The organism is Calothrix sp. UHCC 0171 (assembly GCF_034931845.1).
Lineage (GTDB): Bacteria > Cyanobacteriota > Cyanobacteriia > Cyanobacteriales > Nostocaceae > Brunnivagina.
The window spans coordinates 14,087-29,449 of record NZ_JAYGHN010000005.1; the positions used below are offsets into that span (position 1 = coordinate 14,087).

Annotated in this window: 11 protein-coding genes; 7 read left to right on the forward strand and 4 right to left on the reverse strand. The window is 38.8% G+C overall.

Annotation, left to right across the window (positions count from 1 at the left end):
* Positions 1-220 precede the first annotated feature (220 nt).
* Positions 221-727, reverse strand: a complete 507-nt coding sequence (locus VB733_RS05670) for a hypothetical protein (RefSeq protein WP_323339129.1) — start codon at positions 725-727, stop codon at positions 221-223.
* A gap of 219 nt (positions 728-946) precedes the next feature.
* Here VB733_RS05670 and aroA point away from each other — a divergent pair, with 219 nt between their 5' ends.
* The 4 genes from aroA (at position 947) to VB733_RS05690 (ending at position 6,689) form a co-directional block, all read left to right on the forward strand.
* Positions 947-2,299, forward strand: coding sequence for a 3-phosphoshikimate 1-carboxyvinyltransferase (gene aroA / locus VB733_RS05675; RefSeq protein WP_323339130.1), 1,353 nt, complete (start codon positions 947-949; stop codon positions 2,297-2,299).
* A 714-nt stretch (positions 2,300-3,013) separates the two neighbouring features.
* Entirely contained in the window at positions 3,014-4,423 is a 1,410-nt protein-coding gene (locus VB733_RS05680) for an ammonium transporter (protein ID WP_416336295.1), read from the forward strand.
* A 457-nt stretch (positions 4,424-4,880) separates the two neighbouring features.
* Complete coding sequence (locus VB733_RS05685) at positions 4,881-5,723, forward strand: SGNH/GDSL hydrolase family protein (protein WP_323339284.1); 843 nt, start codon at positions 4,881-4,883, stop codon at positions 5,721-5,723.
* A 99-nt stretch (positions 5,724-5,822) separates the two neighbouring features.
* Positions 5,823-6,689: a DUF72 domain-containing protein gene (locus tag VB733_RS05690; protein ID WP_323339132.1), complete on the forward strand. Its 867-nt coding sequence runs from the start codon at positions 5,823-5,825 to the stop codon at positions 6,687-6,689.
* Between the two features lie 216 nt (positions 6,690-6,905).
* On the opposite strand, the gene VB733_RS05695 is transcribed toward VB733_RS05690, so the two are convergent.
* Positions 6,906-7,790 carry a ParA family protein gene (locus VB733_RS05695; protein WP_323339133.1) on the reverse strand — a complete coding sequence of 295 codons (885 nt, stop codon included), beginning with the start codon at positions 7,788-7,790 and terminating at the stop codon, positions 6,906-6,908.
* Between the two features lie 379 nt (positions 7,791-8,169).
* Between VB733_RS05695 and VB733_RS05700 the strand changes: the two genes are divergently transcribed.
* Entirely contained in the window at positions 8,170-9,573 is a 1,404-nt protein-coding gene (locus VB733_RS05700; RefSeq protein WP_323339134.1) for an AAA family ATPase, read from the forward strand.
* Positions 9,574-9,575: 2 nt separating this feature from the next.
* On the forward strand, positions 9,576-10,316 hold the full coding sequence (locus VB733_RS05705) for a chromosome partitioning protein ParB (RefSeq protein ID WP_323339135.1): 741 nt from the start codon (positions 9,576-9,578) through the stop codon (positions 10,314-10,316).
* 137 nt (positions 10,317-10,453) lie between these two features.
* On the opposite strand, the gene VB733_RS05710 is transcribed toward VB733_RS05705, so the two are convergent.
* A complete protein-coding gene (locus VB733_RS05710; RefSeq protein WP_323339136.1) occupies positions 10,454-10,927 on the reverse strand; it encodes a CRR6 family NdhI maturation factor in 474 nt (157 codons plus the stop codon).
* A gap of 389 nt (positions 10,928-11,316) precedes the next feature.
* Complete coding sequence (locus tag VB733_RS05715) at positions 11,317-13,611, reverse strand: S8 family serine peptidase (RefSeq protein ID WP_323339137.1); 2,295 nt, start codon at positions 13,609-13,611, stop codon at positions 11,317-11,319.
* A gap of 1,291 nt (positions 13,612-14,902) precedes the next feature.
* Here VB733_RS05715 and VB733_RS05720 point away from each other — a divergent pair.
* Entirely contained in the window at positions 14,903-15,346 is a 444-nt protein-coding gene (locus VB733_RS05720; RefSeq protein WP_096615954.1) for a Fur family transcriptional regulator, read from the forward strand.
* Positions 15,347-15,363 lie beyond the last annotated feature (17 nt).

Genomic DNA, 15,363 nt, shown 5'->3' on the forward strand with positions numbered 1-15,363 from the left:
AGCCATGATTACTAGTGAATAGTTCATTAGTAATGGTTAACTAGGTCATAAGTAACGAGTAATAGGTAATAAGTCATGATTATTGGTTAATAGCAAATTATTGTAGTAGTCTTAAATTATACGTAAAAAAGAAATGATTCTGGAGGCAGTTATAGCCTCCAACATCTAGCTTTACGGACAATTTTTGCCTTATTAACTATTAACTATTAACCATTAACATCTAATGTTTAATTTCCAAATTCAAAATATAGCTACCCAATTGGAGTTCTCCAGACCATAATTCGTATTCAACTCGTAAATGTTCTGGTAGAGGATGTCCGCTTAAGCAAAGGCTACGGGTAAAGTTTCGCAAACGAATGGGTTCGTGGGGTTGGAATGATTCACTTGGTAGCCAATACCTGCTAATACCGTAAACTCCCTCTTCCCAGAAGTGACGGTAACTTAGCTGTGTATTCCCTTGCATTGTCATTGTGACACGATAGGGGGATATTTCTAGCCACAAGATTCTCGGACTACCGGGTGTAGGTATGTTACAGCTTGGATATAATTCATTTTGCGATCGTGAACTAGGGTTTTCGCTATTTTTTTGGTGCGGTGCGGTTAAAAGTAAATGAAAGCGATCGCTATCTTTTTGATACAATGTTGCGGCAGTTTCGACTACAGACCACACGGGTAAGTCTGTAGAAATAAGCGAAAGGCACACGGGTTTGCGTTGGTGAGTCAGCATGGGAGCGATACCGGCAATTAAATTCCAAGTTGGTGAGTATGCAAAATCGAACTAGTAGAGATAAAATCCAGACTTTGGCAAGCATCCTGATGACTTGGGTGATACCAGAAGATTGCAGAACAAGCTTCAAGCAAAGCAAAAATAAATTCAAATTAGGTAGAGCGTCACGGTCAAATAAAACGGTAGGATACTAGCGCAGTCACACGCCAGTTTATCCTAATGTCGCCTTCTGTTATAACCGTAGAAACAAAAGAAGACGTTTCGCAAGATTTAATTATTAACCTGTCACCTTCTGGAGTATCCTTACGAGGTTGCATCCGAGTACCGGGAGATAAATCTATATCTCATCGTGCCTTAATGTTAGGTGCATTGGCACAAGGTGAAACGAAAATTCAAGGATTACTTTTGGGAGAAGATCCTCGTAGCACCGCAAATTGCTTTCAGGCAATGGGAGCCGAGATTTCGCCACTGAATACTGAATTAGTCACCGTCAAAGGCATTGGCTTAGGAAATTTGCAAGAACCTCTTGATATCTTAAATGCAGGTAATTCCGGTACAACTTTGCGGTTGATGCTGGGAATTTTAGCTTCACACCCCGATAGGTTTTTTACTGTTACCGGAGATGACTCACTGCGTAGTCGTCCGATGTCACGGGTTGTCAAACCGTTACAGCAAATGGGGGCTGAAATTTGGGGACGCAAAAACAATTCTCTAGCACCGTTAGCAATACGGGGCAACTCACTCACACCTATCCACTACCATTCTCCCATTGCTTCGGCACAAGTCAAATCTTGTATTCTTTTAGCTGGGTTAATGACAGAGGGTAAAACCACTGTTACCGAACCAGCCCTTTCCCGCGATCATAGTGAAAGAATGCTACGTGCGTTTGGTGCTGAATTATCGGTAGACCCCGATAGTAAAAGTGTAACCGTCACGGGTGGCAAAACGCTATATGGTCAGTCAGTGATTGTACCCGGAGACATTAGTTCCGCAGCTTTTTGGTTGGTGGCTGGGGCAATTGTTCCTGGTGCGGAGTTGGTAGTTGAAAATGTGGGTGTTAACCCGACGCGCACGGGTGTTTTAGAAGCCTTGGCAATGATGGGGGCGGATATCCAACCAGAGAATCAACGGGAGGTTGCTGGAGAGCCTGTAGCTGATTTACGAGTGCGTTGTGTTGGCAGATTAAAAGCTTGTACTATTACTGGCGATATTATTCCGCGTTTGATCGATGAAATTCCCATTCTTGCAGTTGCTGCCGTATTTGCCGAGGGTACAACTGTAATTAAAAATGCAGAAGAGTTGCGGGTAAAAGAGAGCGATCGCATCACTGTTATGGCTCAACAATTGACAAAAATGGGTGCAAAGATTACGGAATTACCTGATGGTATGGAAATTACTGGCGGTACTCCGTTAACTGGTGCTGATGTAGATAGTTATACAGACCATCGAATTGCGATGAGTTTGGCGATCGCATCTCTGAATGCATCCGGAAAAACTACGATTCATCGTGCGGAGGCTGCGAGTATTTCCTATCCAGATTTTGTCACCACACTACAACAAATTTGTTTGTAGTTGATTTTTACCACACTTCAAAACCGGGTTTTTCTATAAATAAATGATGATACTTTTTGTATCTCATATTCATAGAAGCTCGGTTTTGCCAAAATTTAATCAAACGCGAATTCGACGAATAAAATATGACTTTTCTCCTGCAAAAATACTATTAATAATCATGTAAAAACAAGTAGTGCAAGCGTCTCGCTTGCTATTTCCCAAAGTAGTGCAAACGTCTCACTTACTATTTCCCAAAGGTGGGCAAGATGTCCCGGAGTTTTCCGTGAAGAACATCTTCCCGGAAACTCCTCTCCACACGATTTGTCCAATTTATCTTTACACGAACACTTAGTCAATTGCCTGCGGTTTAAGCATTCTGCTATAAATTTGCTATAAATTCTTGATTTGGCATTGCTCATCCGTCCGAAAATAAATTTCGGGCTAATAGCTCAAGTTTCTAAAAACGCGATAAAACTGCGGAAATTTAAGACAAATGTGAACTGACGGGTTAGACACCTTTATTACTTTTTAAGAAGTAGGAATAAATACAATTACACCTTTTTTAACAAAAAGTAACTGCTAAGAGAAGTATTTCTGAATGAATCTTTAGCTAATCTGATGATTAAATAACCTTGACTACAGAATTAACGTTAAATTTTACGCAAACTGAAATGTAATTAGCATCAAAATTATTGCACTTCAGGAACAAAATCAGTGTTGAAGAAAGTAATGATGATAGGAGCGATCGCCATGTTATTTCTTGGTAGTCCCCTAGTCGGTAATGCCTTGGCTCAAACAGTCACTGTCGAAGACCTGAAAAAAGTAGCAGATGCCGCCGCCGCCGCTCAAACTTCAGGAGATACAGCTTTTATGCTGGTATCATCAGCGCTGGTGTTGTTAATGACACCAGGATTAGCTTTCTTCTACGGTGGATTTGTGCGATCGCGTAACGTTCTCAATACTCTAATCATGAGTTTCGTCTTAATGGCGATTGTAGGTGTAACTTGGATTTTATGGGGATACAGTCTGGCATTTGCTCCTGGAAATCCAATTATTGGCGGTTTACAATGGTTGGGACTAAATGGGGTGGGGGTAGAAACCACTAATTATTTGCAGGGTTCAAATCCGGTTGAAGTGCTTTCCTATGCCCCAACTATTCCCCACCAGGCATTTATGATTTATCAGGCAATGTTTGCCATAATTACTCCCGCATTGATTTCCGGTGCGATCGCGGAGAGAATGAGTTTTACCGGATACTCATTGTTTGTATTACTGTGGTCAACATTTATTTATTCCCCTTTGGCGCATATGGTTTGGGCGAAAGGTGGATTGTTAAGTTTATACGGGGGAATTGGGGCGTTAGATTTTGCAGGTGGTACGGTAGTTCACATTAGCTCTGGCGTTTCTGCACTAGTTGCAGCGATCGTTCTTGGACCTCGCAAAACCTATCCCGACAGACTTAGCCCTCCCCATAATGTACCCTTTATCTTGTTGGGTGCAAGTTTATTATGGTTTGGTTGGTTTGGCTTCAATGCGGGTAGCGCTTTAGCTTCTGGTAGTTTAGCAACCACAGCATTTGTGAATACTAATACTTCTGCTGCTGCTGGTGCTTTAATGTGGTTGATTTTAGAAAAGGTATTACGCGGTAAGCCGACAGCTGTTGGTGCTGCAACTGGCGCTGTCACAGGTTTAGTTGGGATTACCCCCGCAGCCGGGTTTGTGACACCGCTAGCGGCGATTTTGATGGGTGCAATTACTGCTTTTGTCTGTTTCTATGCAGTTAGTTTGAAGCACAAAGTTCAAATAGATGACGCTTTAGATACCTATCCCATTCACGGTGTTGGTGGTACAGTCGGCGCGGTTCTCACAGGTGTATTTGCAACTACAGCCGTCAACTCAAGCGGCAAAAATGGCTTGTTAGCTGGCAATCCTCAAGAAATATTGGTAGAGTTAGCTGCGATCGCGATCGCTTATGTTATTGCTGGTGTTGGGACTTGGGTTATTCTCAAGATTGTTGATGCTACTGTTGGTTTGCGTGTCGCGGAAGAAGCTGAATATCAGGGTATGGATATTCACGAACATGGTGAAGAAGGTTATAACGAGGAATTTGGTGACAGAATTTCAATTACCGAAAAATATTAATGTTTAATAATTAGTAGTCAGCATAAAAATCTGGTTTGATTTCTGAATAACGTCAATTTGATGAACCTAACCCCAACTCCTTCCCTATTAGGTTGATTATTAATTATTAACAAATAATTTTGATGCGGGCATCCTACCCGTATTTTTTTGTATAATCGCTGAGACCTAGCGTAAACTCAATATCTCCGACTACTTTCAGAAATCAGGGATAAATAAGTTACATTTTTTGACAAATCAAATAGAATTACTATATTTCAGATATTAAATTAGATGTGAAACCAATTGTTAAAAATTTAACATCAACATGTTATATCAAAGATATTGACTTTTTTGAATCAATATGGAATAAAATCAATTCCATCTTCCAACACTCTCAACAACAACCAGCAGCGTGTCTACTTCTCTAAAAAATCCACAAGATTCCAACACTTCCCAAGCTGTAAATAGCTCAAAAATCATGCCTATTTGGGGATTTTTATCATTACTATCTAACGTGATATTAATTGGGGCTATTATACTACTGTATTGGCGACAACAGAGTGCAAATGGTTTATTCAGTCCAACTTCAACTCCTACATTAGCTCCTATCGACAACCCCTCACCAAGTCCCACGCCTGAACTTGGGAAACGTCATAAACTCACCTATAAGCAATGGGAAGATATTCTCAAACGTGAAGCCAATGTTGCAGCAACAAAACGTCCCCAACATCTGACTATTTTGGCTGGAGATTCTCTTTCTTTATGGTTTCCTACTCAATTATTACCTGAACAAAGAGAATGGTTAAATCAAGGAATTTCTGGGGAAACTAGTCAGGGTTTATGGAAACGGTTGAAGTTATTTGCTCAGACAGAACCAGAAACAATTTTGGTAATGATTGGTATTAATGATTTGATTAAGGGAATTAGCAATCAAGAAATTTTAGAAAATCATCGGCGAATTATCACTTATTTGCAAAAAGCACATCCCAAAACACAAATTGTCATTCAATCAATTTTGCCGCATGGTGGGGAAAATGCCACTTGGGAAGGAAAAGAAAAATTACTAGCTATTTCTAATAATACTATTCGCCAATTAAATCAAGAATTACAGAATTTAGCCGCTAAAGAAAATATCAAATATTTGGATTTACATCCATTATTTATTGATAATCAAGGCAATCTCAGCCCTGAATTGAGTACAGATGGTTTACATTTAAATTCTCAAGGGTATTTAGTGTGGCGATCGGCACTACAACTGTATAGTGATATGGTGTTAACAAGAGAAAAGTTGTTATCAGTTACTAACCAAAAGAATCCCTAAATTACAAATTTACAAATATTGTTAATAAATCTCATAAATATACCGAACTTTTCAAAAAAATTAGGTATATAAACTTTGAATCTCCAGGGATAAGTTTTGATGAAATTTTTGATTGGGTGTGCTGTTTGGTCGTATAAAGGTTGGCTTGGTGATTTTTATCCGAAAGGAACTCGTAATGCTGATTTTTTGAAATTATACAGCCGACGTTTTAATGCAGTTGAAGGAAACACAACATTCTATGCAGTTCCAAATACGGAAACAGTAAAAAAATGGGCAAGTGAAACACCAGAAAATTTTCGGTTTTGCCTCAAATTGCCACGCGCTATTACCCACAACGGTATCCTTCAACCATATATCCCCAAAGCATTAGAATTTGCCGAACAAATGCGTCCTCTCGGTACGAGGTTAGCGCCCATGTTTTTGCAATTACCACCCAGCTACTCACCAAAATTAATCGATGATTTAGGACTATTTTTAGAAGCTTGGCAACAGACAAAACTACCCTTAGCTGTTGAAGTTCGTCACCGTGATTGGTTTCAAGAAATAGATGCGATCGCATTGAATAAACTTTTAGAAAGCTTTAATATTGGTAGAGTATTGTTAGATAGCCGTCCTATTTATACTGGAGATGATGATCCACAATTAGAATCAGAAAGACGTAAGCCTAAATTACCTGTACAATTTACAATCACCTCAAACTTTAGTTTAATCAGATTTATCTCACATCCCAAATTAGAGATGAATCAGCAATTTATGGCAGAGTGGGTAACGCAAATTCAAAATTGGTTACAACAAAATAAAGAAATTTACTTTTTTGTTCACTGTCCAATTGAAGATTATTCTCCTCGAAATGCACGACATTTTTATCAAAATTTTTATCAAAAATTACAAGAAAATGGTTTAAATATTTCCCCTTTACCGTGGGATGAAGTTGAGCAAGAACCTAATCAATTGAGTTTATGGTAAATAAGTGTTAGAGGTTATGTATATAAACCTGAAGACTCAAGAAACCCGGTTTCTTAGATTTACGTATCGAGCATCATCTGAAGTTTTGATGAGAAACCGGGTTTCTCCCTGCGCGACAGTCCTTAATATTTACTTTCTAAATAGTCTCTAAGTAGGGTGTATTACGCTGTCGCGAACACACCCATCTGTCAATTTTCAGTCTATCAACCTCAATTTTTACAGTTTTAAAAGTAACTCCTGCGTTAACTGTACAAAAGCTTTAGAACCTGCCGATTGTGGATTATTTAACACCACAGGCATAAAAGTATCAACAGCCTTCGCCACATTTGTATCTACAGGTACTTGACTATTAAAGATTTTCTCATTCCCAAAATCTTGATAAACACGATTCATTACCTGCTTATAATATCTGCCACTGAGTAAATTATTACTAAACATAGTAAAGACAATACCTAGCATTTTTATATCTATCTTTGCTTCTTGTTCATGACTATCTTTTAACTGTCCAATCCGTCTTTCTAATAACTGAATTCCAACAACAGAAAGCGGTTCTGGCTTCGCAGGAAGTAAATAATAATTACTGGTTGCCAATGCACTACGAGTCAGTAAATTATAACCAGGAGCGCAATCTAAGATAATAAAATCATAATCATTGCGAATCGGTTCTAAAATCTTCCCTAACAAAACCCGTTCAAAACGATTCCAAATAGTTTCAAAATCTTTTTCACCTAATTGAATAGCTTGTTGGTGTAACAGTTCTGACACAACAAATTCATCATATAAATCAATATCGCCAGGAACTAAATTTAAACCTGGGACATTACAAACCTGTGTTTGAATAATATCTTGAATTGTGTGGGTTGGTGCATCTTCTGGGGTAATAATTTGGTCAATTAAATAGCGAAAAGTCTTGCGTTGTTTGCGACGATTAGCAAATTCTACAGGTGACATCAAGCTGAGTGTCGCACTAATTTGTGTATCCAAATCGAGTACAAGTACCTTCTTACCATGATTTTTTGCCAAACATGTTGCTATGTTCACAGTGAGGGTTGTTTTCCCCACACCACCTTTCATATTTGCTGTTGCAATTACATGTCCCATTGATTAAATCCTTGGAAAAAGCTTCCCATCTAAGTAGCGTACAAATCTAGTTATGAGTTGGAAATTTTTGCTTGATTTAATATTTGCCACAACTCACTTTCATTTTTTTTGGCAGTCAGATTATATCAATGAAGTGCGTATTTTTAGCCTTTAGAAAAATATGTAACATTTAAATTAGTGGACGTAGTAGCATTAAAATATACCAACAAAAATGTAGTAATGCTTGTTCACCTCTAGTTATCTAAGTAAGTATTATTACTTGAATTATGTTTGTAGAGCAACTATAATTATTACAATAATCGAAGTGATATAAATCACTTAGCAATCCCTGATAATCTGTAATTATTGATACTAGTATATTTTAAGAGGTATAAAACCATTGACATTCAATGCTGAACTTTGCCGTAATGAAAGCGAAGTGGAGAGTAAGCTCATTGTTCAATACTTGTTGCCAGAGTTAGGGTATACTCCTGACACATGGCATCAAGAAGTAGCAGTTGGAAGCATCCGCTTAGATTTTTTGGCTTTTGCAGCACAAGTTGTACCCTTTGTCTTGGATGCAAACTCACCTTTGAGCGTAGTCATGGAAGCAAAGCATCCCAAGCAAAACTTAAATAATCATGTTCCTCGACTCAGGCATTATTTAACAAGCTTGAATGTGAGATATGGATTATTAACTAATGGAAAGGAAATTAGGATTTATGAGACACTAGCAAACGATATTTATCTAAAATTTCAGTGTACTGGGGATGAAATCGATACGAAATTAGATGAAATAAAAAAAATAATTGGGAGAAATAGTTTAAAAGCTATAGAACAAAAAACATTTGAGACACAATATCCAGACGTAACTAAACAGCCGATACCAATAAATTCGCATTCTATTATTGAGCCTAAAAGGAAAAATTTGATGAAAGTAATTGCAGTTTATCATCACAAAGGTGGTGTAGGTAAAACAACTATAGCTATTAATTTAGCAGCCGCATTGAGAAAAAAAGGGAAGCGAGTTCTTCTAATTGACATAGATGCTCAGGCAAATTCTACTTTTGCGACTGGTCTAATTAAATTTCAATTTGAAGAAGATGATGATTTAAAAGACCGTAATGTATATCATTTATTAGAAAAAAGCGAATCTAATTTTATTCCAGATATTGTTCGTCAATCTAAATTTTTTAATAATCCAGAAATCGACGTAATACCTTCACACATAAATTTAATCGCTAATCAAACAAAATTAGTTGGATTTGGAGCCAGCCGAATCAGATTAGCAAGAAAATTAGAAAAAGTACAACATGACTATGATGTAGTTATTATTGATACTCCCCCTTCTTTAGACGTTTATGCAGAAGCTGCATTAACTGCTGCTGATTATCTGATTATTCCTTCAGACTTAAAACCATTCTCAAATCAAGGATTATTAAGTGTACAAAACTTTATTAAACAGCAAATCAATGAAAACAAAGAAGGTTTAGGTAAAAATCCTATTACTATTATGGGTATTCTACCATCCAAAATTTCAACCAATGCTCAGTATTTAAAGCATACATTTACTAAACACAAAAATGTCATTACCGAACGTTATAATTTACCATTGATGGATAGCATCATTTCTGAAAGAACAGCTTTATCTGCTTGTCTTAATAGAACTATACTACTTGGAAACATGGAAATTCCTGATCCTAAATCAATCATAGATTTCGCAGTTCTCGAAACTTCTGCGAATCAAGCTGCTACTGAATTTGAATTTCTAGCACTTGAAGTATTAAATAAAATGGAGATGTAATTATGACTAATTTTTTAATGATAGATGTTTCTAGTATTAATTCCAATATTTCTCGTTCAAGTTTTCAAGAAGAAGATTTGGCTACTCTTGCGGATATGATATTAGAGTCTGGTGGTCTTTTGAAGCCTCTTGTTTTGCGAAAAATAGGTTTTGAAAAATATGAAGTCGTAGATGGACACTTTGAATACTATGCAGCAGTAAAAGCGAGAGAAAAAAATCCTAGTGAAGGTGAAATGGTGAATGCTTTTGTTATTGTACCAGAGGAGGAAGATTTAGCATTAAACCAGCTTTCAGTCCTGAAACAAGTAGATTTTTCAGAGCAAACGCTTCAAACCCCAGATAGAAATTCTAATTTTCAACAAATATCAACTAATTACGAACTTAGCTCATTAGAAAAACAAGTTAGCGAGTTAAGAATCGAACTGATGCAAGAAAGACAAAATCTATACGATAGTATTCAAAGTCTTCAAAACAAAGCACCAAGAAATATTACACCTTTAGAAGTGTTTAATACTTTAACAGTTTTGGACTTAGTTTTCAGACTCAGAACAGGTGGTTTTAATGATAAAAAAGCGGTTCAAATTGCTGAAATTATCGAAAAAGAGCGCAACAAGAAACAATTTGAATCTTTAAGTGATGTTATTACCAGAGTTAAAATAAAAACTGGTAAAAGATTACTTAAAGGTATCAGTGCTGACAAAATGGTACAAATAGTTGATACCTGGTCTCGCGTTCAATACTAAATGATAGTAGTCATTTTTGCAGCAGGATATATCAATAAAATAATTTAGTGTGATTAAGTAATCACTAACCTGATCAATGTATACTTTTGCTTGTTATGAATTTTATAATCTGATCGCACCTCAGTCCCATTCCCTATTTAAAATATCTCAAATAACCCATCATCCAAGTCATAACCCAATAATTGTGCCATTGATTTCAAGCGAGATTGGTGGGGTATACCCTGCTGTTTGAGCCAATCACCCAAAACGAAAATCTTATGCATTAAAAATATCTCTAATGCTTCGGGATTATACTGAATCCCTTCTTTAGAAAATTGGTGTGGTACAAGCATCGCGCTATAGCGAGCAAATTCGCCTTCCTTCCAATCAAGTAAAAACGGCAACCAAGGATAACGCGAATCAAGGCGTATAAACCACAGACGCACTTCCGGTATTTCCGATAGTTCTCTAGGGTCGCCCACTTCTCTGGGATAATCAATATTAAAGCTTAACTGTTGTTCTGAAGAGGGAAGTTTACCCTCAGCCAGAATTGGCTCGATTACCTCAGTCGCAGGTGATAAATCGAGGGTATTGATGTGATTAGAATTAAGTGCGATCGCTATTGGAGCCATTTGCTAGTCATTAAGCAGGTTCGAGAATTTAGCGTAGCAGGAAAGGGGGAAAGGCGAAAGAGGAAGGCAAAAATAAAAAAAACGCGACATCATTACGATATCGCGTCTATCCATCACGCATCTAACATCTATAAAGTCGAGTTGTTGTAGGGATTGGAACTCGATCGCAAATTCTGAACAATTAGGGAATCAATAGGGAAATATAAGGAATTGAAACCGGAAACAAGGATTAAAGATTGTATGGGCAAATAATATTTGCCCCTACCTATCACTTCTCACACCACACAAATCACGAACCCACCCACCCATCCTTGAAAACTATTTAGCTGTTTTTGCTTTTCGGGACTAACACAGATTTGTTAGTCCAATATCAAAATCTATAGAGAAATCTAGCTGAAAGAATTGCGGTAAATCGAGTTATCACCACCCACCACAAACACATCTAGCTCTTTCTCACCACGGGAAACAGCAGCTGGTGCAGAAATACTGATGCCGCCAATTTTCTCCCAGGAACTCCAGGTGACTCCATCGGAATATTTGCGATAGACAGCGTTATCTGTACCTACTGCAAATACATCCAAATGGTTTGCACCCCAGGAAGTAACAGCAGGTGCATACAACCACAAACCACCTAAGCTTGTCCATTCACTCCAAGCTGTACCATTCCAATACTTGTGGTAAATTGCATGATCACTACCGCGTACACACAAATCAATTCTATTTTCGCCCCCAGAGACTGCCGCAGGTGCAGAAAGTGCAAATCCACCTAAGCTTGTCCATTCACTCCAAGCTGTACCATTCCAAGTCATTTGGTACACAGCATTGTCTGCACCAATTGTAAATACATCCTGACGCTGTTCACCTAAAGTTGAGACTGCAATACCTTGTTTGCAGAAACCACCCAAGTTTTCCCATTCACCCCAAGCTGCATCATTCCCAGTTTTTCGCATCAGTTGACGTTCTTTCCCAATAATAAAGGTATCGATGCGTTTAGCTCCGGCACTAGAACTAATAGACACGGCAGCAGGTGCAGATAAGCTAAAACCACCTAAATTTTGCCATTCGCTACTCCAAGTTGTGCCATCCCATGTTTTTTGATACAGGGCACTGTCAGCAGCAATTACAAATGCATCGAGGTGTTTTTCACCTAAAGTCACGGCAGCAGGAGCCGAGAAGCCATTTCCACCCAAGCTTTCCCATTCTCCCCACTTAGGTACATTGGGATTCAGAGCATCAAAAGCAACTTTAGGCTGAATGACACCCGCCCCTGTATGTTGGTCAAATCCAGGTTCACCAATATTTTTGGCGGTTTGTTTGAGCAGATTCTTTAATTCTTCTTGTTTGATGCTGGGTTTTGCTTGTTTGAGTAATGCTGCCACGCCAGCAGCAATTGGGCAAGCTGCTGAAGTACCGTTATCGCTGCCAAAATATCCTCGGAAATGGGTTACAGAACAAAAATCAGGTTTGTTGGGGTCGAGTGCTGCTGGTCCTTGGCTACTGTAGCCGACAAATTGCTCTTCTTTATTCACAGCACCAACTGTGATTGCCATTGGGTGTCCGTTGGCACCCCAAATACTTTTACCTTGACCGGTATCACCACCGCAACGGTCGGCTGGGCAGGTGTTGCCACAGTTTCCGGCTGCAAATAGAACTATGATACCTTCGTTGATGGCTTCAACTACTTTACGGGTGAAGGGGTGATCGGGGTTTGTGGCGTAAAATTCATCCCAGTTTTTTTGGTATATACCCCAGCTATTAGAAAGGATGTGGGGTGTACCATCGGTGCGGTATTGATTAATTGCCCAGTTGAAAACATTTATGGCATTGGAGATGGAGTCACCACCAGCAATCCGACAGTCGTATAACTTTGCCTCTGGTGCCATACCCAAGATATCGGTGGCGCACATATTACCATGTTCACCCCAAGAACGGGCTTTGGTTCCCCAGTCTGCTGCTGGTCCGCCGATAACATTGGGTATGCGACGAATCCCTTCCATGGGTTCGACATTACGACCTTCGGCTGTAATACCACCATCAACTACGCCGACGACAATGCCTTGCCCACGAAATCCAGCCGCCCAAATTTGGTCTACACCAAAGTATTTTGCCACATCTGCGATCGTTCCTTTGGCGGTGGTGGGGGAACAATCACATGTGCCAACGGGACAATTTCCTTTCCCATTCATTGGCTTAACTAAATCGTTGGTTGCTTTTTCCAGAACTGTGGGATTAAAGGCTGCAATTGGGGTGTCTTTGTAGACTTTAACAACGTTGGGTTGTGCTTCGAGTTCGCGGATGCTGGATTCTTCGATTTCGCCGCGAATAATGTAAGTTTCCTGGTTAGCAGCCAAAAGACTTGGAGTAAGGTTACTAGTTGCAGTAACTGGTACTGGTTCGTAATTGGTATCGAGTCGAAAACTGGCGACGTTGGCGTTAACTCCTTCAGATACGCCCATTACACCTTGGCTTCTAGATACTCGCAATTCTACGAGGACTTTTTGCATGGCGCTGTAGTTATCCGCAGAGTTCATGTCGCTATTTGCCATGTCACTTCTACTGCGTGGTGCATCCATGTTTAGGGATGGCATATTGTTGCTATTTCCCGGTGGTGTTGGCTGTTTTGCCTTGCCGTTACCGTTCCCATTGCCATTACCATTGGGAGCATTAAGTTCGTGATTCTGCATATTTTTACCCTTGTAAAGCTTGATTTTGTGGAAACATCGATGTCTGGTGATGTCTCAACAGATATTGATTGGCATTGATTGGATATTGCCAAGATTGCGATCGCACGCATGAAATCACAGCAAAATCCCGGTTATAAGATTGCTAATTGATATTGCTATATGACATTTGCTTGTAATGCTTCTATTTGTATAACTTGGCTCGCCGGCAATATTTACCTAAAAGCCCTGTCACCTAGCTGGAAATAAAGATAAAAGATGAGTTTCAGAAATAAGACAAAAAATTATAGTCAGAAAAATATAGGTAAGGAAAGTTACCTAAGTTTACCTTTATTTTTCCGGGCTGTATTTATTGATCTCAAATCCTCATTAACTCACCTTTTACCTAAAATGATAGGCTTTTCGACTTGTCAGGGAGGAATTCACTCCTCAGTTTTTACTGAGTTGCTTTGCATGACATTATGAGCATTTTTAATGCTGATGTGAATACGTGTATACACTGAATATTCTGCTGATGCCTTTTGCAAGTTCAGTGTAAATCACAGTATCATTATGAAATTGAAGCGCTATGCAGCTTTTATAGAGACTCAAACTAGTCAAGGGGTCTTGCCCCTAAGTGTTTTCACCCCTGCTGCCTTTGACCCCTACATTATGACACCCCCTATTAGCATTGGCAACTTTTTTCATATCTGAGCAGAAGACAAATTAGACTAAGCTGAAATACTGACGACAAAATTGATGCGAAGAGTCTTTAATCACCAGTGTCGATTCTGAGCTAAGATATAAAACCTGACTCTGCCCGTCTGCTGTGCCGATATCTGCGGTTAATTATCTCAAAAGCAAAAAAGTTACTGTGTGGTGAGCAACCCATTTTTTGCTTATGATGCTTTAGTGTGTAAATATCTCTCTATGATCAAAGCGAGATCATTCAGTGCTTGACATTTTTCCGCAACGGGTTTACTGAAATTATTGAGATCAACTTGATGTCGGACTCTGTTTTTATTAATTTTTTCAACTAAATCATCTTGACCTACATATAATGTCACGTTCGATAATTACCTATTGGTAGACGTTTTCTAGTTTTTTAAGCTAAAGTTGTAATGAGTATGAATTAGATATACAACTAACAAAAGCAACTACTCAAACCTGGTACGGGTAATTTAATCTTGACTGAATGTCGCCTAAGTTGAAATACAGGTAGCGATAGAATTAGTAATAGTTGCAAAATGGTTGCATATATAAAATAAAAACCATTCTCGTAGTCAAAAATATCCCAACGTTAACAAATTCACATATGCAAAACTCGGCGACATCGACAACTTCCAAACCTATTCGTTCGCTCGAAGATGCACTAGAGCGGTGTCAAAATCTGGGTATGCGCGTTAGCCGCCAGCGTCGCTTTATTTTAGAGCTATTGTGGCAGGCGCAAGAGCATCTTTCGGCGCGCGAAATTTACGATCGCCTCAATCATCAAGGTAAGGGTATCGGTCACACTTCAGTCTATCAGAACCTAGAAGCATTATCCTCGCAAGGAATTATTGAATGTGTCGAGCGTTGTGACGGGCGTTTGTATGGAAATATTAGTGATTCCCACAGTCATGTGAATTGTTTAGATACGAATCAAATCCTCGATGTGCATGTAGAATTACCCGAAGATTTAATTCGTCAAATTGAAGAACAAACTGGAGTTAAGATTACCGAGTACAGTATCAACTTTTTCGGATATAAGAACTCTTGAGAGATGAATATCAAGTT